Source organism: Ensifer aridi, from assembly GCF_002078505.1.
Classification (GTDB): Bacteria; Pseudomonadota; Alphaproteobacteria; order Rhizobiales; family Rhizobiaceae; genus Sinorhizobium; species Sinorhizobium aridi.
This window is the reverse complement of the sequence record NZ_LUAV01000032.1, coordinates 85221-107740: the sequence shown is the minus strand read 5'-3', so window position 1 is coordinate 107740 and position 22520 is coordinate 85221. Positions and strand designations below refer to the sequence as shown.

At 63.4% G+C, this 22520-nt stretch carries 23 protein-coding genes and 1 pseudogene; 6 read left to right on the top strand and 18 right to left on the bottom strand.

Annotated features, from left to right (window positions below; genetic code table 11):
- Positions 1 to 87: 87 nt before the first annotated feature.
- From AYK65_RS22970 to AYK65_RS33550, 14 genes are all read right to left on the bottom strand, one after another.
- Positions 88 to 855, bottom strand: coding sequence for a 3-hydroxyacyl-CoA dehydrogenase (locus tag AYK65_RS22970; RefSeq protein ID WP_081161078.1), 768 nt, complete (start codon positions 853 to 855; stop codon positions 88 to 90).
- Positions 856 to 904: 49 nt separating this feature from the next.
- On the bottom strand, positions 905 to 1843 hold the full coding sequence (locus tag AYK65_RS22965) for a bifunctional helix-turn-helix transcriptional regulator/GNAT family N-acetyltransferase (RefSeq protein WP_081161075.1): 939 nt from the start codon (positions 1841 to 1843) through the stop codon (positions 905 to 907).
- Between the two features lie 57 nt (positions 1844 to 1900).
- Positions 1901 to 3145 (bottom strand): Gfo/Idh/MocA family protein, encoded by a 1245-nt coding sequence (locus AYK65_RS22960; protein WP_081161072.1) that lies wholly within the window; start codon positions 3143 to 3145, stop codon positions 1901 to 1903.
- Between the two features lie 51 nt (positions 3146 to 3196).
- On the bottom strand, positions 3197 to 4201 hold the full coding sequence (locus tag AYK65_RS22955) for a LacI family DNA-binding transcriptional regulator (RefSeq protein ID WP_081161070.1): 1005 nt from the start codon (positions 4199 to 4201) through the stop codon (positions 3197 to 3199).
- Positions 4198 to 5154 carry an ABC transporter permease gene (locus AYK65_RS22950; protein ID WP_046117788.1) on the bottom strand — a complete coding sequence of 319 codons (957 nt, stop codon included), beginning with the start codon at positions 5152 to 5154 and terminating at the stop codon, positions 4198 to 4200. The genes AYK65_RS22955 and AYK65_RS22950 overlap by 4 nt, the downstream gene beginning before the upstream one ends.
- 8 nt (positions 5155 to 5162) lie before the next feature.
- Complete coding sequence (locus tag AYK65_RS22945) at positions 5163 to 6155, bottom strand: ABC transporter permease (protein WP_046117460.1); 993 nt, start codon at positions 6153 to 6155, stop codon at positions 5163 to 5165.
- Positions 6155 to 7660, bottom strand: a complete 1506-nt coding sequence (locus AYK65_RS22940; RefSeq protein WP_081161067.1) for a sugar ABC transporter ATP-binding protein — start codon at positions 7658 to 7660, stop codon at positions 6155 to 6157. The genes AYK65_RS22945 and AYK65_RS22940 overlap by 1 nt, the downstream gene beginning before the upstream one ends.
- A 105-nt stretch (positions 7661 to 7765) precedes the next feature.
- The gene (locus tag AYK65_RS22935) at positions 7766 to 8788 is read right to left on the bottom strand and encodes an ABC transporter substrate-binding protein (RefSeq protein ID WP_026615803.1); all 1023 of its coding nucleotides are present in this window, start codon (positions 8786 to 8788) and stop codon (positions 7766 to 7768) included.
- Between the two features lie 286 nt (positions 8789 to 9074).
- Entirely contained in the window at positions 9075 to 9725 is a 651-nt protein-coding gene (locus AYK65_RS22930) for a glutathione S-transferase family protein (RefSeq protein WP_026615804.1), read from the bottom strand.
- Positions 9726 to 9872: 147 nt separating this feature from the next.
- Positions 9873 to 10346 carry a c-type cytochrome gene (locus AYK65_RS22925; RefSeq protein WP_026615805.1) on the bottom strand — a complete coding sequence of 158 codons (474 nt, stop codon included), beginning with the start codon at positions 10344 to 10346 and terminating at the stop codon, positions 9873 to 9875.
- 127 nt (positions 10347 to 10473) lie between these two features.
- Positions 10474 to 10914 (bottom strand): DUF411 domain-containing protein, encoded by a 441-nt coding sequence (locus AYK65_RS22920; protein WP_046117464.1) that lies wholly within the window; start codon positions 10912 to 10914, stop codon positions 10474 to 10476.
- A gap of 29 nt (positions 10915 to 10943) precedes the next feature.
- Positions 10944 to 12395 (bottom strand): multicopper oxidase family protein, encoded by a 1452-nt coding sequence (locus tag AYK65_RS22915; protein ID WP_081161064.1) that lies wholly within the window; start codon positions 12393 to 12395, stop codon positions 10944 to 10946.
- 90 nt (positions 12396 to 12485) lie between these two features.
- Positions 12486 to 12833 (bottom strand): hypothetical protein, encoded by a 348-nt coding sequence (locus AYK65_RS22910; protein ID WP_244560094.1) that lies wholly within the window; start codon positions 12831 to 12833, stop codon positions 12486 to 12488.
- A gap of 116 nt (positions 12834 to 12949) precedes the next feature.
- On the bottom strand, positions 12950 to 13075 hold the full coding sequence (locus tag AYK65_RS33550) for a hypothetical protein (RefSeq protein ID WP_275531692.1): 126 nt from the start codon (positions 13073 to 13075) through the stop codon (positions 12950 to 12952).
- Positions 13076 to 13204: 129 nt separating this feature from the next.
- Between AYK65_RS33550 and AYK65_RS22905 the strand changes: the two genes are divergently transcribed.
- A complete protein-coding gene (locus AYK65_RS22905; RefSeq protein ID WP_026615809.1) occupies positions 13205 to 13426 on the top strand; it encodes a heavy-metal-associated domain-containing protein in 222 nt (73 codons plus the stop codon).
- Between the two features lie 138 nt (positions 13427 to 13564).
- On the opposite strand, the gene petA is transcribed toward AYK65_RS22905, so the two are convergent.
- Positions 13565 to 14122, bottom strand: a complete 558-nt coding sequence (gene petA / locus AYK65_RS22900) for a ubiquinol-cytochrome c reductase iron-sulfur subunit (protein WP_139793327.1) — start codon at positions 14120 to 14122, stop codon at positions 13565 to 13567.
- A gap of 247 nt (positions 14123 to 14369) precedes the next feature.
- Positions 14370 to 15257: a LysR family transcriptional regulator gene (locus tag AYK65_RS22895; protein ID WP_081161057.1), complete on the bottom strand. Its 888-nt coding sequence runs from the start codon at positions 15255 to 15257 to the stop codon at positions 14370 to 14372.
- 92 nt (positions 15258 to 15349) lie between these two features.
- Between AYK65_RS22895 and AYK65_RS22890 the strand changes: the two genes are divergently transcribed.
- Positions 15350 to 16249, top strand: coding sequence for an EamA family transporter (locus AYK65_RS22890; RefSeq protein ID WP_244560093.1), 900 nt, complete (start codon positions 15350 to 15352; stop codon positions 16247 to 16249).
- Between the two features lie 312 nt (positions 16250 to 16561).
- Here AYK65_RS22890 and AYK65_RS33980 read toward each other — a convergent pair.
- Positions 16562 to 16717, bottom strand: a pseudogene (locus AYK65_RS33980) (VOC family protein); the annotation flags it as partial.
- Positions 16718 to 16924: 207 nt separating this feature from the next.
- On the opposite strand from AYK65_RS33980, the gene AYK65_RS22880 reads away from it, so the two are divergent.
- Positions 16925 to 17341: a GFA family protein gene (locus AYK65_RS22880; protein ID WP_046117468.1), complete on the top strand. Its 417-nt coding sequence runs from the start codon at positions 16925 to 16927 to the stop codon at positions 17339 to 17341.
- 351 nt (positions 17342 to 17692) lie between these two features.
- Positions 17693 to 19249, top strand: coding sequence for a calcium-binding protein (locus AYK65_RS22875; RefSeq protein ID WP_081161355.1), 1557 nt, complete (start codon positions 17693 to 17695; stop codon positions 19247 to 19249).
- A gap of 102 nt (positions 19250 to 19351) precedes the next feature.
- Here AYK65_RS22875 and AYK65_RS22870 read toward each other — a convergent pair whose 3' ends face one another.
- Entirely contained in the window at positions 19352 to 20950 is a 1599-nt protein-coding gene (locus AYK65_RS22870) for a winged helix-turn-helix domain-containing protein (protein WP_081161352.1), read from the bottom strand.
- A gap of 265 nt (positions 20951 to 21215) precedes the next feature.
- Here AYK65_RS22870 and AYK65_RS22865 point away from each other — a divergent pair, with 265 nt between their 5' ends.
- Positions 21216 to 21965: an SDR family oxidoreductase gene (locus AYK65_RS22865; protein WP_026615816.1), complete on the top strand. Its 750-nt coding sequence runs from the start codon at positions 21216 to 21218 to the stop codon at positions 21963 to 21965.
- A 79-nt stretch (positions 21966 to 22044) separates the two neighbouring features.
- Positions 22045 to 22458, top strand: coding sequence for a cupin domain-containing protein (locus AYK65_RS22860; RefSeq protein ID WP_081161054.1), 414 nt, complete (start codon positions 22045 to 22047; stop codon positions 22456 to 22458).
- Positions 22459 to 22520: the final 62 nt, after the last annotated feature.

Below are 22520 nucleotides of genomic sequence, written 5' to 3'. Positions count from 1 at the left end.
TGTGGCTGGGCCCGGAGGACTTCCCGCCGCGTGCGCTCGCAGAAGCGATCGAGACATCGGGCTTGCACATCCCGCTCGTGGACGCGCCTATCGCGCGCCCATTCGCAGGGCGCCGTCCAGGCGAATGATCTCGCCGTTCAGCATGTCGTTCTCGCAGATGTGCTTGACCAGCGCAGCATATTCCGCCGGACGGCCGAGGCGCGGCGGGAAGGGCACGCTCTTGCCGAGCGAATCCTGCACCTCCTGCGGCATGCCGGCCATCATCGGCGTTTCGAAGATGCCGGGCGCGATCGACACGACGCGAATGCCGTGGCGGGCGAGCTCGCGTGCGATCGGCAGCGTCATTGCGACGACGCCGCCTTTCGATGCCGCATAGGCCGCCTGGCCGATCTGTCCGTCGAAGGCAGCGATCGAGGCGGTGTTGACGATCACGCCGCGCCCGCCCTCGGCATTCGCCTCTTGCCTCGCGATCGCCGCGGCTGCGAGCCGGATCATGTTGAAGGTGCCGATCAAATTGATGGCGATCGCCTTCGAGAAGCTTTCGAGACGGTGCGGCCCGTCGCGGCCGAGCACCTTCTCGCCGGGCGCGATGCCGGCGCAGTTCACGAGCCCGTCGAGCCGGCCGAAACTCCCGATCGCCGCGTCGACGGCCGTGGCACCTTCCGCTTCGCTCGTGACATCCGTCCTGACGAAGCGGACACGCGCTCCAAGCTCCCCCGCCATCCCCGAGCCCGCCTCCGCATTGATGTCGGCGATGACGACATTGGCCCCTTCGACGACGAACATCCGGGCGACGGCCGCCCCTAGTCCGGAGCCGCCGCCGGTCACCAGAAATACTTTGTCGCGGATCAGCATGGCCGCGCTCCACTCTCTTCAGTCATCTCATCCTCCCGCCGTTGAATTTTCACTCCGTCCCTGTGAGCGCCAGTTGCCAAGTCTGGCCCACCAGATGCTTGCCGAAGCTCAGGTGCCTCTCCTCGGCGACAAGCCGGAATCCCGCGCGCTCATAGATAGCCCGCGCCGAAGCGAGGACATCGTTCGTCCAAAGCACCACGCGCCGATATCCTGAGGCGCGCGCCTGTTCGATGCAGGCGTCGACAAGCCGCTTACCGATGCCAAGGCCGCGCGCGGCGCGCTCGACATGGAGCAGACGCAACCTTGCGGTCTCGTCATTCTCATGAACGAGGAAGACTGCGCCGACCGGCGCTCCATCAAGCTCGGCAATCCAGCAGAAGTCGCGGCCCTCACGAAAATTGCGAATGAAGGCAGCGCCGATCTCCGCCGCCAGGGCCTCATAGGTGATGTCCCAGCCATATTCCTCGGCATAAAGCATGGCCTGGCGCTGAACGACCCAGCCGATATCGCCGATACGGTGGGAACGCAGCAATATCGCCGGTCCCTCTGCGGGAGATCCACGCAGCAATTCCATCGTCTTGCCGAGCGCTCCTTCGAGTTCGCGGAGCTTCTCGTCGGAAAGATTGCGGACCAGCCGCGCTATGTCCCTTTCGGCTGCTGCCTGGAGTTCTGCGAGCGCCGCCCTGCCCTTATTCGTCAGCGACAATATGCGGCGCCGACGATCGGCACCGTCGGCATGCGCCTTGGTCAGCCCGTCGGCGGCAAACTTGCGCAGGATGCGCGCGAGATAGGCCGGGTCGAGACGCAGTTCCGCGGCGATTTCCGATGCTGCCGGGCCGTCCCTATGACCGAGCTCGAACAGAACGCGCGCCTCAGTCAGCGTAAAGGCGCTTTCCGTCAGCGTCTCGTCGAGGAGGCCGATCGTGCGCGTATAGAAGCGGTTGAAACGCCTGATTTCGCCGATAAGCGCGCTCCGATCGACCTGCATCTCCGACGTCCTCCCAGTCGGGCAATCTTCGCTCCATTAGTGGACTGAGTCAACTAATTATGGCCTCACGCGCGCCACGACCGGAACGTAGTTCTCCAGCTCCGGCGCCGGAAAATGGAGCGTCGCGCCAATCTCGGACGAACGGTAAAGCCCCATCAGGATCTCGACCACGGCAAGGCCATCCTCGAAGGTCTCGAGCGGCTTTATTCCCTTGCGGAAGCATTCGACCATGTGACGGTTTTCGTCCGTATAGCCATAAACGCCGGCCTCGTCCTCGAGCACCGGCATCAGCCCCTGCTCGGCATTCTGCTTTTCGACGAGATCCTCGCCTTCGGACCCTTCCACCGCGCGCGACAGGAAGATCTTCAGTCCCGTGCCGAGCGAATTGTATTCCAGCGCATATTCCGGCCCGAGAAGCTCGAGCTGGATGCGTAAGCCGGCTCCGACATAGGCCCAGGAGGTCGTCGCCTCGATTATCAGTTCGTGGCCGTCCTGATCCTCGAGCGTCACCGTCGCCCGGGCGAAATCCTCCGCCGGGCGCTTGCGATAGTCGACCTCGCTTCCGAAACGTTTGCGCAGTTGATCGGCATAGCCGGGCCGAGTCCATTTCAGGTTGGCGACGGTGCCGTTCACCGACTTCACCTTCAGGGAATTGCGCGGCGCGCCGGGGGCGGTCAGGAGATGGCGAGCCACCTCGACGCTGTGGCACATCATGTCGGAAAGTACCCCGCCGCCCTGCTTATCGCCCTGCCAGAACCAAGGCTCGTGCGGGCCGGAATGCTCCTCCGCTGCACGCGCGAGATAGGGCCTGCCGGTAGCAGCAGCGGCGCGGCGCCAAATGATTTCCTTGCCGCGCGCCACCGGCGTCGAGAAGACCTGGTTTTCCAGATAGCCGTGGTTGAGGCCCGCGTCCTCAGCGAGACGCAGCATTTCGCGCGCTTCCGCGACGGTGCGCGCGAGCGGCTTTTCGCAGGCAACGGCGAAGACCTTGCTCCGCCCCGCCTTGATCTCCTCGTGCAGGGTGCGCATCACCTCGAGCCGCGTGTAGTTCGGCGAGAGAATCCAGACGGCATCGACATCGCCCGCGGAGACGAGCGATTCGAGGCTCTCATGCGCGCGGCAACTGCCGAGATCGAGCGCCTCGACTTCACTGACGAAGCGCGCACGGTTTTCTGCCTTGCGGCTGTAGACGCCGGTCACCTCGACGTTGCGCACGCCAACCAGCGATTTCAAATGAAAATGCGCGATGAAGCCGGTTCCGACGAAGCCGACGCGCAAGGTCCGTTTCGGTAGCATAGGCATTTGCTCTCCTCCCTGGGCACCGGCCTCCCCTGCCGGATTGCCTTCACAGTTTCAGGATCGAGGCCGCGCCGTGCTGCCCCGAATGTTCAGAACGGTCGGCAGCACGAGCGGCTCGGCCCAACGGACGCTGCCGCCGGACAGGATCGTCAGAAGCAGCGTCATAGCCGTGCGGCCGATCTCGGCCCGCGGCTGGCTGACGGTCGTCAGCGCCGGATAGAAGGCCTTGCTCAGATAAAGATCGTCGAATCCGACGACCGATACGTCGCCCGGCACATCGCGCCCCATCCGCCTCAACTCATGAACAGCGCCGTAGGCCATTTCGTCATTGGCGACGAAGAGCGCCGTCGGCGGTTCGGCGAGCGCAAAGAGTGAGCGGCAGCATTGCTCACCGCTTTCGAGCAGGAAGTCGCCGCGGACCTCGTAGCCCGCAGGCACCGCGAGACCGGCCTCGCGCATCGCCAGACGGTAGCCTTCCCGGCGGCGGACGCTCATCGGCTCGGGAACCGGGCCCGAGATATGGGCGACCCGCCGATGACCGAGCGCGATCAAATGCTCGACTGCCCCGCGGGCGGCCGCGACATTGTCCACCTGCACATGCGGCAGGCCGGAGCCCTCGATCATTTCCAGGGCCACCACCACCGGCAAATGGCTCCAGCCGCCCGCAGGCGGCAGCTTGCCCGTCATGAGGATCATGCCGTCGGCATGGCCGTCGCGCAGCATATTGAAATACTCGGTCTCCCGGGCCGGGTCGTTTTCGGTATTGCCCATCAGCACCGAATAGCCGGCTTCCCGCGCCGTCGCCTCGACGCCCTTCAGTATGTCAAGGTAAAAAGGGTTGCCGACGTCGCGCACCACCAGCAGCACCGACATGGATTTGCGGGTGCGCAGATTCCGGGCGCTGACATTCGGCCGGTAGTTGAGCTCGCGCGCCAGATCGAGGACGCGCTGACGCGTTTCCGCCGTCACCAGCGCCGAATCGGCAAGCGCACGCGAGACGGTCGCGGCCGAAACCCCCGCCCTCTCGGCGATATCCTTGATCTTCGGCCGGTCCCTCATGCGCGCATCGCCCGGCCACGGCCGTAGAACATCATGAGGAGGAGGAGTGTCGCCCCGAAAACCATCTGGCGTCCGGACTCGTCGATGTTGATCGTCGTCAGGATGCTCTGCAGGATGACGAGCAGCACGGCGCCGGCCATTGTCCCGGTATAGCCCCCTTTGCCGCCGGCAAGCGACGTACCGCCGAAGACGACCGCGATGATCGAGGGCAGCATGTATTGTTCGCCAACATTAGCGAAGGACGTGCCGGAATAGCCGAGCAAGCACAGCCCGGCGATCGCGGCGAACATGCCCGACAGCATGAAGAGCGCGATGCGGATGAGCCGGACCGGAACGCCCGCCATATAGGCGGCATGCTCGTTCGAGCCGATCGCATAGATGCGGTGGCCGAAGACGGTGCGGTTGAGCATCAGCGCCATGAGGACGCCGATCGCAATCCAGAGCCAGATGATGCCGGGAATGCCGAAGGCGAGCGGCTGAGTCACGAAACGCGACAAAGCCGGCGCCGCCTGTCCGGAAGGGATGCCCATCCGGATGACGACCAGAAGCCCCTGCAATACGCCGAGCATGCCGAGCGTCATGACGAGCGGCGGGATGCGTAAGAGCGTGACGCCAAGGCCGTTCAGCAGGCCGAAGAACCCCCCAGCCGCAAGGCAGGCAGCGATAGCCGGCAAAATACCGCTGTCCGCGCCGTTCATGACGTTGCCGGCGATGATCGCCGAGAGCGAGACGACGCCGCCGACCGAAAGATCGATGCCCTCGCGCCCGCCGAGGATAACGACGTTCTGGCCGGCCGCGATGATGCCGAGCAGCGACGCGACGATCAGGAGGCGCAGGATCTGTCCGCCGCTCGCGAAGCCGGGCGACAGCATCTGGCCGAGATAGAGGAGGAGCACGATCAGAACGAGCGCGGCGATGATCGGCTGGCGAATAAAGGAAAGAAACCGGCTCACCACTTGGCTCATGGACGAGCCCTCCTGCCGGCGAGCACGCCGGCCATCAGGACGACGAGGATGGCGAGGCCCTGCACAAAGTTCTGCCACTCGGAAGGCGTGCCCATGAAGAAGACGACGGAGTTGATGAGCCCGATCGTCAATGCGCCGAGGAGCGACCCGACGACGGTTCCCCAGCCGCCGGAAAGCGCACTGCCCCCGAGCACGACGGCGGCGACGCTGTAGAGCGTCATCTTTCCGCCGACCAGCGGGTCGCCGCTCGCCGTGTCGCCGGTGATGCAGAAGGCGGCGAGCGCGGAGAAGAGGCCACAGAGCACATAGCCCTTGATCCTGACCGGTATCACCGGCAGCCCGCTCTGGTAGGCCGCCTGCTGGTCGTCGCCGACCGCGAGCAGTTGCGTGACGAGGCGCGTGCGGCTCATGACCGTGATAAGTACGATCAGGGCGGCTAGGACATAGAAGACGAAGGGCACGCCGAAGAGCCTGCCGCCGTAGGTACGCCAGAATATCGCCGGTGCCGGCGTGCCGGCAACGGGCAGGATGTAGAGCGCGAGGCCGGTGAAGAAAATGCTCGTCGCGAAGGTAGCGACGATCGCCTGCAGCCTGAGCGCCGCGACGACAAGACCGTTGACCAATCCACAGGCAAGCCCCAGGAGCAGGCCGATTGCGAGCGCCAGCAGGACCGCGCCGGCACCGCCGCCCCATCGCTCCATCAGGACGATGATCGCGACGTTGACGAGCGAAAGGATGGCGCCGGCCGAAAGGTCGATGTCGCCGGCATAGACCACATAAGTCTGCGCGATCGAAAGCAGGATCAGCGCCATGTAGGTGCTGAGGAGCCCCGTCAGCGCGCGGTAGCTGAGGCTCGCAGGCGAGAAAAAGCCGTTGAGCGCCAGCAGTGCGGCGACGATGACGAGCGCCGGCAGGAAGGGGTAGCGCTCCAGAAGCTTGCGGATGCGCCCCTCGCGCCGGGGCCTCGGGATGGTTGCGGTCTCTGCCATCACGCGGCCTCGTAAGCGGCTTGGTAGAGATTGTAGCGGGTGCGATCCGCGCCCGTGAGTTCGCGCGTAACCGACCCGCCGTTGAAGACGAGGATGCGGTTGGCGTTGCCGAGCAGTTCGGCGTCCTCCGACGAATAGAGGACGATGCCGAGGCCTTGCGCGGCCAATTGCCGGATGAGTGTGAATAGATCGGCCTTAGCCGACAGGTCGATGCCCTTGGTCGGATCGTCGAGAAGCAGCACGTCCGGCCGATCGATCAGCCAGCGGGCAATGATCACCTTCTGCTGATTGCCGCCGGAAAGCGAACTGATCGGGTGGAAGAGGCTCGCGAACTTGGTGTGCATGCTTTCAAGCGCCGGCGTCACCTTGTCGCGCAGCTTGCGCGGCCGGGCGATCATCAGCCGATGGCGCAGATAGTGGATCGGCGTGACGTTTTCGATGATCGGCCGGCCGCTGATCACCCCGTCGCGGCCGCGATCGCCGGAGACATAGGCGCAGCCGCGGCGGATCGCATCGCGCGGGCTCGAAGCGTCGAAGCGGCTCTCGCCGATCAGCACTTCGCCCGCGGTGATGGAGCCGGCGCCGAAGATCGCCCGGAGCAGCGCCGATTGGCCCTGCCCGTGCAGTCCGCCGAAGCCGAGGATTTCGCCGCGGGCAACCTCGAAGCTCACATTGCGGAAGCCTCGACCTGAAAGACCGCGCACCGTGAGGGCCGCGCCGTCCTTGCCGTCGACGGCCGCGGGCGCTGAGGATTGCGAAGCCGGCATGTCGCCCGCTCCGCCGACCATAAGCCGGATGACCGTCGCCGCGTCGGTTTCGGCCAAATTGAGCGTCGCGATCGTCTCGCCGTCGCGGATGATCGTGACGCGATCGCCGATCGCCTTGATCTCGTCCATCCGGTGCGAAATGAAGATGATGCCGCGGCCACGGCTTTTGAGGTCGCGCAGGATCTCGAAAAAGCGGTCCACCTGCGCCCGGTCGAGCGCCGAGGTCGGCTCATCGAAAATGAGGAGCGGTGCCTCGCTCGCAAGCGCCTTCATGATTTCGACGAGCTGTCGCTGGTCGGGCCGCAAATTGCCGACGAGTGCGTCGGCGGAAAATCCTTCGCCGGCTACGTTTTCGAACAGAAGGATGTAGCGCGCCGCGCGTTCTTTGAGCGCCGTCCTGTCGACGAAGACCCCCGATTTGACCGGCAGTGCCGCCAGCGAGATATTCTCCTCGACTGTTCGATGGGCGGCGAGGCTGAGCTCCTGATAGAAGATGCCGATTCCTTGCGCTCGCGCCGAGCGCGGCCCGGTGATCGTCACCGGCGTATCGTCGATGAGGATCTTGCCGGCATCCGGCCGCACGGCTCCGGCGATGATCTTACAGAGCGTGCTCTTGCCCGAGCCGTTCGAGCCCATGAGCACATGGACCTCGCCGGACATGACCTCGAGATCGCCGCGGCGTAACGCCAGAGTCGCGCCGTAAGCCTTGCTTACGCCGTTGAGCTTCAGTTTCGACATGGAACTTCTTCCGTCACATTTCGGCGGGATGCACTGACCGGCCGGGCCCGTGCATCGACTCCTATAGGTTAGAGCGGAATCTGGGCGGAAAACCGCGCACCGCTCTCACTTGAAGAGGGCTTCCGCCTCTTCGATCGAAAGCGAGCTCGTATAGGAATAATAGCCGGGCTTGCCCTCGAGCTGCTTTGCCGCCTCCTCGACATTCTTGCTATCGATGAACGGAATCGGCAGATAGAGTGCATTGCCGTACTGTCCGGCCTTGGCCGGCTCCTTCAGCTCCTTGCCCTGCAGCATCAGGACCGCGACGTTGAGCGCGCTCGCCATGACGCCCGGCGGATTGACGGTCGCGCCGGAATTCAGCTTCTCCTTGATCCAGAGGTCGATGAAGTCCTTGCGGATCTCGCCGGTCGCCGCGATCTGGTCCTTCTTGCCGGCATCCATGATCGATTTCCAGGCGCCGGCCGCCATGCCGTCCTGCACGACGACGCCGTTTATATCGGGATAGGTGGCGAGAACGTTCTGCATCGCCTGCTGTCCCTGGGCCTGATCCCAATTGGCGTTGACCTCGTTGACGACCTGGATATCCGGGTGCTCCTTGAAGACCCCTCTGTAGCCGGCGACGCGCATCTCGTTTGCCGGGTGGCCGGCGACACCATTGATCGCGACGACCTTGCCCTTGCCGCCCAGCGTTTCGGCGAGCCATTTCGCCCCCGCCGCACCCCAGGCGGTCTGGTCGATGCCGACATAGATCGCGTCCGGCGACGAAACCTCCGCATCGGTCGCGATCACCAGGATGCCGGCCTCCTTCGCCTGCGCGAAGATCGGGTCGAAGGCCGTCGGGCTGTTCGGATTGACGATGATGGCGTTGACGCCTTCAGCGATGAAATTGCGGATATGGGCGATCTGCCCGGGCACGTCGACATTGGCACTCTGGACGGAGACTTCGACGTCGACGCCCTTCTCCTTCCATTTCGCCGCCGCAGCCTTCGCCTCGTCGATCATCTGGGTACGCCACTCGCTGCCGACCCACCCGTTCGAAAGACCGATCTTGAAGGTCTCCGCATAAGCCGATGCCGAGATGGCGATGGACGCGACTGTGCCAAGTGCAAAAGCAATGAATTTCTTCATAAGATCCTCCCAAAATCTTGTGGGTCTCATGAAGCCAGAAAATGTAATCGATTTCAATTCCCACTTTCCGGCGGGGATGTAGTGGCCACGAGCGGACCCTTAGCCCACGACGACAGGCCAAAGCGTTAGTTCCCGGTGGCGGAAGACGGTGCTTGCATTTTGAAAGCGCATCCAAACCCAAGCAGGCTCAGGAGAATGCTGCCGCGCAGAGCTTCATCCAACCGAGAAGGACTGGGCGCGACGATGAGCACGATGGACTCCTCGATTGAGCCCAGAACGCGCTTTGTCAGCCGGTCGATGCGGCGGTGAAGACCGCCAACTGAGCGGCGAAAGCACGCTCGTATGCGGGCCGCGCTTCGCCGCGGGCGACATAGGCGGAGAGGTTCGGATATTCCTCCAGCATACCGGATCCCTGCAACCTGCGCAGCACCGTCACCATCAGCAGGTCACCGGCGCTGAACGCACCATCGAGCCAGTCGGCATCGCCAAGGCGATTGGAAAGGCCGCCCAGCCGTTTCCGGATGCTGTCCTCGAGGAAACGCAGGCGCTGCTCGTACCAGGGCTCGTCGCGCTCGAGGATCTTGGCGAGGGCGCGGTCGAAGATCGGCGGCTCCACCGTGTCGAGCGCGGCAAACATCCATGCGATCGCGCGCGCCCGGGCATTCGCATCGTTTGGCAGCAGACCCGCATGGCGCTCGGCGATATGGAGCACGATCGCCCCCGACTCGAAGAGGGCGAGATCGCCCTCTTCATAGGTCGGAATCTGCCCGAAAGGATGAAGCGCGAGATGCGCGGGTTCCTTCATCGCCTTGAACGAAAGAAGACGAACCTCGTAACGCTGCCCCACTTCTTCGAGCGCCCAGCGAACGCGCATGTCACGCGCCAGACCCCTGCCCCGATCCGGCGACCGTTCAAAGGCGGTAATCGTAATGGTCATTGCCGTTCTCCATAGCTTAGTCTGTCTTGAAGACGACTGGCTAAACGAGATTCCGACACCCCGTGCTCGGACAAATCCTCGCGGTCAATGACATGTACGAAGCGGGCGCACGGCCGAGGTGACGACCATCCAAGGCGCGCGCTCCCGTCACTGATTTGCTTCCCGTTCCCACCGACTCATTTCCGCCTGATATTGCCGCTCTCGCTCCGGCCAAGTGCTCTTGATGAAGGTGAGCACGGCCCGGATCTCTTCGTCGCTCATCACATTCCCGAAGCCCGGCATATCGCTTTGATACCCGCCGCCAACAACTCCTGCCGGTCCCTCCCTGGTAATTCGGAAGAGCACGCCGTCCGGATGATGCCAGGTGTGGCCGGATGCATCGTGCGGCGGGGCCGGCAGGCGCCCCGAAGGCAGCGGACTTTTCCAATCCGGATGACCTTCGAGGTTCGCGCCGTGGCAGCTGGCACAGCGGTCGGCATAGAGCGTCTTCCCGACTGCGATTGTGGCGGCCGAGTCATCGCCAATCGATGTCGATGCTGCGAGCCAAAGCCACGCCACCGCCAGCCCCACTACCGCCGCAGCAATCCCGAGCCCTGAGAAGAGAATTGCGGTCCTGCTCATTTGCTGCCCCGAAAGAGCGGCCTCCTGCAGAGCGCCATAGCCCGAAGGACAAGGACGATCACGAGCAGCCACATCCAGTCCGACGGCGCAGGGCCTGCCACGGGCTGAAGTGCCCTCCTTGCCGATGTCATTCCTCTGCGTAGACCGAGGGTGCCTTGCCATCCTTGGGGACGGTGTAGATCACGAATTTCTCCGTCTTCGTGCCGGACATGCCGGGCGACCCCATCGGCATTCCCGGCAGGGTGATGCCGGCGATCGGCGGCCTCTCTGTGAGGAGCTTGCGGACGACGTTCACAGGCACGTGGCCATCGATCACGTAGCCGTCGATAAATGTGGTGTGGCAGCCCTGCATTCCCTCCGGCACCCCCGCCTCACGGCTGATTTCGGCGAGGTCGTTGGTGGGCTTCACCTCGACGTTGAAGCCGTTGTCACGGAGATAGGCGGCATAGCCCTCACAGCAGCCACATTGCGGGTTCTTGTAGAGCGTCGCCTGAAGCGGCTCGGCAACAGCCGGTCCGGCGAGGGCAATGAAAGCGGTTAGGCTGACGAAGCGGATTGTGCGGTTCATTTCGATTCTCCTTGAGTAACTCGATCTGTTCAGTCGACGCGCAGCACGGTCATCAGGCCAGCCATCTGGTGGTCCATGACATGGCAGTGCAGCATCCAGTCGCCGGGATTGTCGGCGACGAAAGCGGCTTCGACGACCTCCTTCGGAGCCACCAGCACCGTATCCTGCCACTGGCGATGCGGGACGGGTTTGCCGTTGCGGCTCAGCACCCTGAGGCTGTGACCGTGGAAATGCATCGGGTGCCACCAGGCCGTTTCGTTTCGTAGCTTGAGGACGACGCTGCGGCCACGCTGGAACGTCAGGGCCGGCTCCATGCCGGCATGGCCGTCGCCCGTCATCGACATGCCGTTGATGGCCCAAGCGGCACCGCCGCCCATGCCCATCATACCGTGCATCATTCCTGCGCCCTGCATGACACCACCGCGCATCATCATAGCGCTCATCATGCCGCCCTGGAGCGTCAGGCCGTGGCGATCGGCCGTGGCAAGGTCGGGCTCCGGCAAGGGGTTGCGCGGCAGGTCAAGCGAAGCGTCGAGCGGATGGGTGCGGAGCGGCGGCCGCTCCTCATAGGCGAGCTCGGTCAGTCGGTAGGCGAGGCCGTCGTAGAAATCGTCGATGACGGCGTAACGCTTTCCAGGCTCGCCCTGCATGTCGAGCACGACGTCGATGCGCATGGCGGGACCGAGCAGGAGGCGACCGCCGGCCGGCTCGTGCGGATCGCAGGGCTGGCCGTCGATCGCCACCGTAACGGGACTGTGCCCCTCGAAACGCAGGGCCATGATCCGGGCGAGCGACGCGTTGACGAGGCGCAGGCGGACGCGCTCGCCGGTCCGGAAGTACTCAGCTTCTGAGGCGCGGCCGTTCAGCGTGACGGTGTTGCCGACACGGCCGGACATCGCCGCTTCCATCCGGTTGCCGAAGCGGGGCGCGATGCCGCCTTCCTCGGTCAGCCGCCAGTCGGCCAGAAACCAGAGAAGGTCGCGATCGACGGCCATCGGTTCACGTTCCTCCACGATCAGCGCTCCCGCGAGACCGCGGCCAAGCTGCTCCAGGCTGTTTGCGTGCGGGTGGTACCAGAACGTCCCCGCATCTTGCGGGGTGAATTCATAGACGAAGCTCTCGCCCGGCCTGATCGGCGGCTGCGTCAGGCCGGGCACGCCGTCCATCGCATTGGGAAGTCTGATGCCGTGCCAGTGGACCGTCGTCTCCTGGTCCAGCCGGTTCTCGACGAGGAGACGGGTGGGCTCGCCCTGGCGGAGGCGCACCAAAGTGCCGGGCACGGTGCCATTATAGGTCCATACATCGGTCTCCGGCCGATCCGGACCGGCAAGCCGTGCGCGGGCGGGCGCGGCGGCGATCCGGTAATGATCCGGCGACACGGACCACGCGGGCAGCGGCGGCAGCGCAGCCGCGAACAGAAGGCCCGCGCCGGCTTGGAGCACGCCCCGGCGTGCGACAAGGTATTGGGATTCTCTCTTCACATTCGATCCTTCCGATCATCGTGGATGAAGCAACGCGCGGGCTCGCACGCGTTCGCTTGCCGGCGGTCGCTGGATCGCGACCGCCGGACATCAGCCGATGTCGGAGGTTCGTGGCGGATAGGGCTCGGGCGGCAACGCTATGCCGATAAGGAGCGAAGCGCGGACGGCGACTGTAGCCGGCGTCTCCCTGGGCGGTATGAACGCGATCGCCGGCAGCGGCGCAACTACGGGTGCGGCGCAGACATTGCCGCAGGCCATGGCCTTCATGCCGCCGTCGCCTGGCTGGTCAGGGCAATCCTGGCAGTCGCCATGATCCAACGTTGCCATTTCGGACATCATCGCCATCTTGGCCGCCATGCCGCTCGCCTGGGCAACCGAAAGGCCCATCCCCGCAGCGACGAAGGTCGCGAGGAGAAAGATGACGAGATCTCTGATCAACGAGTTCTTCATAGGACGAGATAGAATCGCGCCGAATCTTTGCGAATACAAGCCACGATGTGGCTCACCGGAAGTGAGCGCCGTCAACAGTGCGTTATTCAACGCGCGTGAACGCTTCAGCGGAAGAACAGATACCTGATAAGCGCCGCAATCACCAGCACGATCACGATCGCCCCGATGATGCCCGCAAGACCCATGCCCCACATCATGCCGCTGCCCATCATATCGTTGATCATGGCCATCTCACTTCATTCGGCCGCCTCCCTTCCGCGGCCGCTGCCATGGTGCAAAAAAATCTCTACAGACCTCTTGACCTTGCCATTGTTGGAAGCCCCACCATAGTGCAGTCAAATGAAAACGGGAGACTTCCATTGCATCATCTCAACGTATCCGACATGACCTGCGGGCACTGCGTGAGCACGGTCGAGAAGGCCGTGAAATTAGTCGATCCGAACGCCAAAGTGGCCGTCGATCTTGAGGCGCAAACCGCGTCGATCGACTCTCAGATCGGCTCGGACGCATTCATCGCCGCGATCGAAGCGGCTGGCTATAAGGCTTCGTTCAAGAAATCCTGTTGCAGCCACATCGCCTGACACCGCACCACGATGACGAGCAGACGCCGTTTTGATGGCGATGGCGATGCCTGAGCGCATCCGGCATCCGGCTCTCGTCGGACGCCGGAACGGTCTCGATAATCGCCTCGTGCCGTGTGGTCGCGAGTGTTGCGCGGCTCATCCGATGCGAACGACCGTTTCGGAGATGAATTCAAACGGAGGAATGGCGAGGTTCTCCGGTGCAGGTCCTTTGCGGACGCGACCGGCTGTATCGTAATGCGATCCGTGGCAAGGGCAGAACCAGCCGCCGAAGTCGCCCGCCTGTCCGAGCGGCACACAGCCCAGGTGCGTGCAGACTCCGATCATGACGATCCAGTTCTCCTTCCCTTCCCCCGCAGAGCGTGCAAGATCGGTTGCGGCTTGGTCGGCGGCAAGATTGGCGTTCCGCGCCAGCGGATCCTTGAGATCGTCGAGCGCTGTCGCCTTTGCCGCCTCGATCTCCTGCTGGGTGCGGTTGCGAACGAAGACCGGCCGGCCCCGCCACTTGACGGTCAGCGACATACCTTCGACGAGCGAGGATAGGTCAACCTCGATCGAGGCCATCGCAAGCGTCGACGCGTCAGGTCGCATCTGGTCGATGAATGGCCAGGAGGCGGCCCCGACACCCACGACCCCGGCCATGGCTGTCACCAGGTAGAGAAAATCGCGTTTGGTTGGCTCGCTCGTCTCGTCCATCGCCACAGGATAGTGCCTTCCTACGCCGTTTTGCCCGCTACAAAGACCTTGCCGTGCCAGTGCATGAGCGTGGCGACGTGTACGCCTTGAAGGGAAGCTTTGCTGCGCGGCCATTATACGTCGAGGCGCAGGGCGATGGAATGAGAGTGACTGCAGTCGGAGTTTCGGCGTGCAGCCGACTTCAAGCAGCAAACCTTCTGCCCGCAACCGAAGGCAAGCTGTTGCGGTAAACCCGCCCGGTTCCTCTTCAGACCGCCGGCACCCGCCGATCAGGAGAAACCTGAAGCTCGTCGGAGACGAATTCCCACAGAGTTCCGATCGCTCCGGAGGAGAGCTCCTTGCCCTCACCGACGAAGAGGCCGAATTCCACGAGCGGAGCGGGCGGCATTCCGTCAGCCGTGCCGAGGACTTTCATCGTGTCGTGCCGGATACTGACGTCGAGCAGCACGGCAACGCCGAGACCGGCTTCGATGGCGGACTGAATCGACGAAAGGCTGGCGCTGGTCAACACTGTGCGCCAGGGTCTCGCGATCTCGTTGAGGGCACCGGTCATCTTGCGGTCCCAGGTGCAGATCCCGTCGAAGGTGATCAGCGGCAACGGCTCCTGATCCGGTACGACGAAGCCGCGCGCGGCCACCCACTTCAAAGGCATGCGCCAGGTCAAGACCGGCACGGCGCTGATCTCCGCCGGGTCGCCGATGGCGACATCGATGAGCCCGAGTGAAAGCTTCTGCGAAAGCGCCACGCTTTCGGCGACGGTCAGGTCGAGCGCTACATCCGGACAGGCGGCGGCGAAACGCTGCAGCGCTTTCGGCAGCGAACCGACGGCGATGTCCTCGGTCATGCCGAAGCGGACGGGGCCGTGGGGGCCGCTATCGGACAGCGCCCGCCTGGCGCTCGCGCTCAGCCCCAATATCTTCTGGGCATAGGGAAGAAGGACATGGCCGGCCTCGGTCAGATCCATGCCGCGCGGTCCGCGCTTCAACAGCTTCACCCCGAGATCATCCTCCAGGCGACGCAATTGCATGCTGACGGCCGCCTGGGTCCTTGCCAGGCGGCCGGCGGCGGCGCTGACGCTGCCGCATTCCGCCGTCGCGACCAGGGCGCGCAGCAATCCGATCTCCAGATCGCGCATAAGTATCCCTTATATCTGCATCAGAATTATCAGCATTCCTTAATGCTACCGCTTTGCTATTCCTGATCAAGAGGAAAGGGAAGGTTTCGAACATGACGGACATGGAGACGCCAACAGGCGGAGCGTGGGCTGCGCCGACCAACAGCGCAGACGATCGCCGACGCGTTTATCTCGCGATCGTCTTTTGCCTCCTTTCCATGTCGAGCGTCCAATTTGGCGCCGCGCTTTCGACGCCGGTGATGCAGGAACTGGGACCGTTCGGCACCACCTGGCTTCGGCTCTGCTTCGCAGCGGTTGCGCTCATGCTTTTCGTCCGCCCGCCCCTCCTCAGCTATGGCAAGCAGCAGTGGTTCGCCGCTGCGGCGCTCGGCACCGCCATGGCGACGATGACGCTCTGCTTCTTCGCCGCGATCGAGCGCATCCCGCTCGGCCTTGCAGTCGCCATCGATTTTCTCGGCCCCCTGACTGTCGCGACCATTTTCGGCGGCGGCGGATGGCGCCTCCTCTGCCCCGCTGTCGCTGCCGCGGGTGTTCTCTGCCTTTCCTGGGACGGCAGCGCCTGGGTGGGGGATACGCTCGGCGTGCTCTTCGCGCTCGGCGCGGCGGCCGGCTGGGGCAGCTATATCGTTCTGATGAAACAAGCCGGGCAACAGTTCACCGGGCTCGAAGGGCTCTCCGTCTCGCTCCTCTTTGCCGCCCTAGTGGCGACGCCTTTCGGCCTGCACAAAGCGGCGCTGGGCCTATCGCCTGAGCTCGCCCTTATGACCGGGCTTCTCGCTCTCCTCGTGCCGCTGCTACCCTATGCCCTGGAATTTGTCGCGCTCCGTTGGATGAAGGCGTCCGCTTTCGGCATCCTGATGAGCCTCGAGCCGGCCATCGGCGCCGGCGCCGGCTTCATCGTCTTGGGGCAGGCGCTGACGCCAAGCCAGATGCTCGGCGTGGCGCTGGTGATCACCGCAAGCGCGGCCGGTACGATGTCGAGCCAAACCTGACGTATTGAACCTGAAGGAAGAGCCGTCTGTGGCCGATGCCCTCGCAAGCGTTTCGATCCTTGCCGTCTTGCCGATGCCACAGTAGGGGGCGGACAATTGTGAGCGGGAGGTCGCGAGGTGCGCGGGAGCCGACAGCAAGTCAACCCTTTTCTTCCTCGCCTTTGGCATGCGGCTTTTGCACGACGCAGAAAAGATTGCTGTCCGGATCCTGTAAGACCACGTAATCAGCGTGTGCGGATAGCGCCACGGATATTGTTTCGCCCCGATCGTCAGCAAACGACGAACCTCCTCCCGCTGCCGGTCGGTATAAAGGTCCAAGTGCAGCCAACTTCTCCTCCAGTCGCGGCGATCGCGAGCTTGAAACGAAATATTGGGGCCACGGCCTTCGGGATCACAAAGGACAATCCATCCACCGCTCGCAGGCGCTCGCGGAACATAATGCAAGGCCTCCTGCCAGAACGCGACCATGCGCTCAAACTCGTAGCAATGGATGACGATTGAGCCAATTCTGATCATATCGGCGATTCCGCTATATCGGTCTTATTCGGGACCCCATTGTCCCGGCGGCTGATGCCAGCAGCGCTATTTCACCCCTTCTGTCGTGAAACTTCTAAAACTTGTTACATCACAGATCTTAGTCGCAAAATACGTCGGTGCGCGACAGGAGGACAAAGGATGACTGAAGCCGGCTCGAATGCCCGATTAACCGGCGGATGCCGTTGCGGCGCCGTTCGTTATGAGGTGGACCGGCCCGTTCAGGCCGCGATCTGTCACTGCGAGGATTGTCGTCGTTCGTCGGGTGCGCCGATGGTCGGCTGGATGGGTGTGGCGGCCACCAGCTTCCGCGTTACGAAAGGCGAAGCCCGTGCCTGGTCATCCAACGGCCAAGCGCACCGACATTTCTGCGCGACATGCGGAACGGGTCTCTACTATCTAAACGAAGCTCTCATTTCCGGGATCGTCGATGTGCAAATTGCCACGCTCGACGATCCGACGGCGGTTAGTCCCGACATCCAAGTTCAGGTTGCCGAGCGCCTGCCCTGGGCTGCGCATATCCATCAGCTACCGGTATTCGATCGCTATCCCGATTGAGGCGAACCTGCGTAAGCTGGACCATCGCGTCGGCTCCGGCCGCAGCGCGAACGGCCGCGTTCAAGTAGTCACTGGAACCTCTGGAAACCGACGCGCTTGTGCAAACGATTTGTCTCGACGCGACGCAGTTCCACCCATTCCGGAACTCGAATTCGACTGCACTATGGCGGAGGTAGACCCCATTGCCGACCTTCATAGACGCTACGCCACTCACTCTCGCCAGTAAACAGAAATGTAGTTACTTTGCTTTCAGTTTACAAGTATATTTAGATAGATTTACAAGATAAAAAACGGACTTTATTATTGATGGAGATGGCCTATATTTTCGTTTCCATCTTGGAGGCGCGTTTCATGGCGAAGATTATTGGCACTGGTGCGGACGATACCCTGAACGGTACGGACGAGGGCGACCGTATCTGGAGTCTTGGCGGCAATGATGTCGTGGATGGCGGCGCGGGCGACGATTTTGTCGATGGCGGCGCGGGCGACGATGTGCTGACGAGTTCGAACGGTTTCGACGAGCTCACCGGCGGCGACGGCAATGATCGGTTGATGTTCAACGGCGTCGGCGGCGCTGCACGGGGCGGAACGGGCGTCGACACGCTTGTCGGCGATTATACCGGAACGTCCGATCCGTTTCTGTACAATGGGAGGGGTGGTCACGCAGCCTTCGGCGATCTGTCCGTAGAAGGGAACCATCTTTATTTCATCGATATTGAGCGGCTCAATCTGGCGACCGGTGGTGGCGACGACAGGATCATTGCCACCGGGTTCAGCCTGATCAACGTGCGCACCGGTGCCGGTGATGACCGCGTCGAAGGCGGCAACGGCGATGATCAGATTTTTGCCGGCGACGGCAGGGATGTGCTGTTTGGCGGCGGCGGCGACGATTTCATTCGCGGCGGCCTGGGCGACGACGACATCAACGGCGGCAACGACAGCGACGAGCTTCTGGGCGAGGATGGCAACGACAGCCTTGCGGGCGGACGCGGCAACGACCGCCTCGATGGGGGCGACGGCGATGACCACTTGAACGGCGGCGACGACAATGATCAGCTGGCCGGAGGCGCGGGAGAGGATACGCTTATCGGCGGTGCAGGGGACGATTACCTGCGCAATTACCGGAGCGACGGAGACATACTGCTCGGTGGGGACGGCAACGATACTTTGTCGGCGGGCGCGGAAGACATCGCCTACAGTGGACCGTGGGTTCAGCTCTATGGTGGCGCCGGTGACGACAGCTTTCACCTCTATTCGGAAGGCTCCATTGGCACACTTGACGGCGGCGAGGGGTTCGACCGAGCGGACATCGACTTCGATGATGTATCCGCCGGCTTCGTCTTCGATGCGTCACACTATGGGTCGATCGAGGAGTTCGATATCAGTGTCAGGTCGGCCCTTCGAGGGGTCCAACTTTATGGCGGAGATGGCAACGATACTCTCATCAGTTATGACACCTACAGGGAAGGTCCGAGCGGCAACGATGTTCTGAACGGGCGCGGCGGCAATGACGTTATCTTTGGCGGCAGCGGAGCCGACAGTATGCTCGGGGGAGATGGCAACGACACGCTTAGGGGCGAATCTGGTTCTGACAGGCTTCTTGGCGGTGCCGGTTCCGACCTGCTGACAGGCGGAGCAGGAGCAGCAGACACCTTCATTTGGGATCAAGCCTCCGTCCGCAGCGGCGGCAACATCGATCGCGTCACGGATTTCGACACGGAAGGTGGCGACGTGCTCCTCTTTCGCGGGCTCGACGATACCGGAATTCACGATTTCGAAAGCTTCCTCGCGGCGTCCCGTGACACTCCCGAAGGCGTTTATGTGAGCTTCGACGGCGACTCCAACGGCATATTGATCCAGAATGCCGTGCTCGCCAATCTTTCAGGAGACGACGTTGCGTTCGCATGACCCACACGGGCGCCCGCCGGCTTTGGGTATCGCTTGACCGTTCCACTCGTTCGACCACGGTTTCATCGGCAAAGCCGCCCCAGGAGTTCGGCGTGCCGGAGCTCACTCCGGCAGTCCCGCCAGTCGCAGGCCATCGGCGAACCGCGCGAGATCTTCCGGTCGATAGATCGGAAGCCAAGCCTCGAGGTTGGAGATGCGCAGGGATGGATCGAGCATGCGCAGTCGCTGCATCGCCTGCCTCGCTTCGTCGATGCGTCCGGCAAGCGCATGGCTTGCCGCCAGCAGGGCGACCGCGACCAGCAGGCTCGGCAGATTCCCCAGCGCCTTTTCCGCCCAGTCCGACGCAGTACCGAGGCGCCCGGCGAAGAAATGTGCCAGCGCCATCCCGACCTGCATCCGGAACATTTCCGGATCCACTGGGCTCAGGCGAACGGCATGCGCCAGGTGCTCGATGGCGGCGTCCGCCTCGCCGCGGAGAGCGCGCAGGGCGCCGCCGAGGAACCAGGCGGTGGCGAGGTTCGGGTTGAGCAGCACGGCCCTGTCGATGAGCGCGATGCCGCCGTCGAGGTCGCCGGCGAGATGGGCGAACGCATGCCCACCTCTCGTCAAGGCGACCGCATCGTCCCGGCCGAGTTCCACCGCCAACCGAGCCAGCCGCACGCCCTCGGAGATTTCGTCGGCCCGGTCGGTCATCCAGCCGTTCAGCTTCCGCCAGAAATAGCACCAGGCCGCCATGCCGTAGGCCGATGCAAATTCCGGATCAAGTTCGGTGGCTCTATAGAATAACGGCAGCGCAGCCCCGATGGCTTCTCTGGTTCCGTTGTGCAGCTTCGCCATGCCGCGCAGGTAGTAGTCGTAAGCGTCCAGGCTCTCCGTCGGCTTGCGCCTGGCGCGCTCGATCTCCGCCCGTTCGAGCTGTGGCGAGATCGCGCCGACGACGCTTTCGGCCATCCGGTCCTGCAGTTCGAAGATGTCGTCGAGCGTGCCCTCGAAGCGCTCGGCCCAGAGATGTGCTCCGGACGTCGCGTCGATGAGCTGCCCGGTCAATCGCACCTTGTTCCCGGATTTGCGCAGGCTGCCTTCGAGCACATAGCGCACGCCAAGCTCGCGGCCGACTTCCTTCACATCCACCGCCCTGCCCTTGTAGGTGAAGCTCGAATTGCGCGCGATGACGAACAGCCAGCGGATGCGCGACAGGGCCGTGATGATATCCTCGACCACGCCGTCGGCGAAATACTCCTGCTCCGGATCGCCGCTGAGATTCTGGAACGGCAGGACGGTAATGGAGGGTTTGTCCGGAAGGACGAGCGCGGATGCTGGCATTTCCTTCGGCCCGACGAGGACGTGGTCGCCGACGCCCGGCCCGTCGGCCCGTTGCGCTTGCCCGATCTCGCCAAAGCTGATCTCGCCGACGAAGCGGAAGCCCTTGCGGGCAACCGTCCGGACCAGGCGCTGCTCCTCGCCGCTGTCGCAGATTGCCTTGCGAACCGCGTTGATGTGGCTGGTAATGGTCGATTCCGACACGATCCTGCCGCCCCATACCGCCTGTAGCAGCTCGTCCTTGCTGACGACGCGGTCGCTGTTCCTGACGAGATGCAGCAAAAGGTCGAAGACCTGCGGCCCGACGGCCACGACTTGACCGCTGAGCGTCAGTTCCCGGCGCTCGGGATCGAGCACGTAGTCTCCAAACGTGAATTGCAAGATCGGCATCCCCTGGCCGAGCGCCGTCGGCTACGTGTCCGAGGCAACCGGCGAATGGTATCTGACATTCATAACACGGCAGTGGGTAACTGGCTGCATCGTCCGCGGCAAGGGATGCCGGTCGAAACAACTGTTCCTTTGGACGAAAAACCAAGCTTCCCTGAAGGGCAATTCAAGCCCGTCACAGGGACTTCCCTCAAGCGCGCAGGCACTCTCCATCCACATCGACGGCAATGGTTGCGGTCGAGAGAAGTGGAGAGAACCCATGAAGATCGTCGTCATCGGAGGCACCGGCCTCATTGGATCGAAGCTTGTGAAGAACCTCCGCGAGCGCGGCCATGACGTGCTCGCAGCCGCCCCCAACACGGGCGTGAACACCATCACCCGCGAAGGACTGGCTGAAGCGATGGATGGAGCCCAGATCGTTGTCGACGTGGCGAACGCGCCGGTTTGGGAAGACAAGGCCGTCCTCGAGTTCTTCGAGACGTCGGGCCGTAACCTGCTCGCTGCGGAAGCGGCCGCCGGCGTCCGCCATCATGTTGCCCTCTCGATCGTCGGTAGCGAACGGCTTCCCGACAACGGCTATTTCCGGGCGAAGGTTGCGCAGGAAAACCTCATCAAGGCGTCCGGCATTCCCTACACGATCCTGCGTGCCACGCAGTTCTTCGAGTTTGTCGGCGGCATCGCGCAGGCGGGGACGGTCGACGACGAGATTCGCGTGTCGCCGGCGCTGTTCCAGCCGATCGCCTCGGACGACGTGGCGGCGGCGCTCGCCGATGTCGCGGTCGCGCCGCCAGTCAACGGCACCGTCGAAGTCGCCGGCCCTGAGGCGATCCCGCTCGACGAAGTGGTCAGGCGCTACCTGCGCGCAACGCAGGACACGCGCAAGGTCGTGCCGGATGTCCACGCACGCTACTTCGGCTCCGTTCTCGACGATCAATCGCTGACCCCGGGCGTCAACGCACGCATCGGCGCGATCCGCTTCGAGGATTGGGTCGGTCAGCAAGCGCGCTAAGCCCAAGGGCCAGATCAGAAAGCATCGGGCCGGCACCGGGCCTCGCCTTCACGACAAATACTCTCGAAGGAGACTTACAATGTTCACACGATTTCTCACGGCCGCTGCCTTCGCAGCCCTCTCGATAACCGCAGCTTCGGCCGGCGACCGGCCCGCGGGCAAGGTGACGGTCGTATTCGACCACCCCCTTCCGAACGTCCCCGGCAAGAGCATGAAGGGCGTGCTGGTGGAATACGGGCCCGGCGGAGGATCGCCCGCGCACACGCACCCCAAGTCCGCCTTCATCTATGCGACGGTGCTCGAGGGAGCGATCCGCAGCAGCGTCAACGGTTCGCCGGAAAAGGTCTATCAGGTCGGCGAAAACTTCTACGAAGATCCAGGCTCCCATCATGAGGTAAGCGCAAATGCCAGCGACACGGAGCCTGCGCGGCTGCTGGCGGTGTTTGTCCTCGACACCGACGAAAAGGAACTGACGACGCCCATCGGGCAATGAACGAACGCACTTCGATCGGCAGCCCTGGCGAGGCCAGGGCTGCTTCCCGGCTAGCGGCATTC

Coding starts and splice junctions, on each gene's coding strand:
- AYK65_RS22970 (WP_081161078.1), bottom strand. CDS start 855: ATGCTGATCCGCGACAAAGTATTTCTGGTGACCGGCGGCGGCTCCGGA.
- AYK65_RS22965 (WP_081161075.1), bottom strand. CDS start 1,843: ATGCAGGTCGATCGGAGCGCGCTTATCGGCGAAATCAGGCGTTTCAAC.
- AYK65_RS22960 (WP_081161072.1), bottom strand. CDS start 3,145: ATGCCTATGCTACCGAAACGGACCTTGCGCGTCGGCTTCGTCGGAACC.
- AYK65_RS22955 (WP_081161070.1), bottom strand. CDS start 4,201: ATGAGGGACCGGCCGAAGATCAAGGATATCGCCGAGAGGGCGGGGGTT.
- AYK65_RS22945 (WP_046117460.1), bottom strand. CDS start 6,155: ATGGCAGAGACCGCAACCATCCCGAGGCCCCGGCGCGAGGGGCGCATC.
- AYK65_RS22940 (WP_081161067.1), bottom strand. CDS start 7,660: ATGTCGAAACTGAAGCTCAACGGCGTAAGCAAGGCTTACGGCGCGACT.
- AYK65_RS22935 (WP_026615803.1), bottom strand. CDS start 8,788: ATGAAGAAATTCATTGCTTTTGCACTTGGCACAGTCGCGTCCATCGCC.
- AYK65_RS22930 (WP_026615804.1), bottom strand. CDS start 9,725: ATGACCATTACGATTACCGCCTTTGAACGGTCGCCGGATCGGGGCAGG.
- AYK65_RS22925 (WP_026615805.1), bottom strand. CDS start 10,346: ATGAGCAGGACCGCAATTCTCTTCTCAGGGCTCGGGATTGCTGCGGCG.
- AYK65_RS22920 (WP_046117464.1), bottom strand. CDS start 10,914: ATGAACCGCACAATCCGCTTCGTCAGCCTAACCGCTTTCATTGCCCTC.
- AYK65_RS33550 (WP_275531692.1), bottom strand. CDS start 13,075: ATGGCCATGATCAACGATATGATGGGCAGCGGCATGATGTGGGGCATG.
- petA (WP_139793327.1), bottom strand. CDS start 14,122: ATGGACGAGACGAGCGAGCCAACCAAACGCGATTTTCTCTACCTGGTG.
- AYK65_RS22895 (WP_081161057.1), bottom strand. CDS start 15,257: ATGCGCGATCTGGAGATCGGATTGCTGCGCGCCCTGGTCGCGACGGCG.
- AYK65_RS22890 (WP_244560093.1), top strand. CDS start 15,350: ATGACGGACATGGAGACGCCAACAGGCGGAGCGTGGGCTGCGCCGACC.
- AYK65_RS22880 (WP_046117468.1), top strand. CDS start 16,925: ATGACTGAAGCCGGCTCGAATGCCCGATTAACCGGCGGATGCCGTTGC.
- AYK65_RS22875 (WP_081161355.1), top strand. CDS start 17,693: ATGGCGAAGATTATTGGCACTGGTGCGGACGATACCCTGAACGGTACG.
- AYK65_RS22865 (WP_026615816.1), top strand. CDS start 21,216: ATGAAGATCGTCGTCATCGGAGGCACCGGCCTCATTGGATCGAAGCTT.
- AYK65_RS22860 (WP_081161054.1), top strand. CDS start 22,045: ATGTTCACACGATTTCTCACGGCCGCTGCCTTCGCAGCCCTCTCGATA.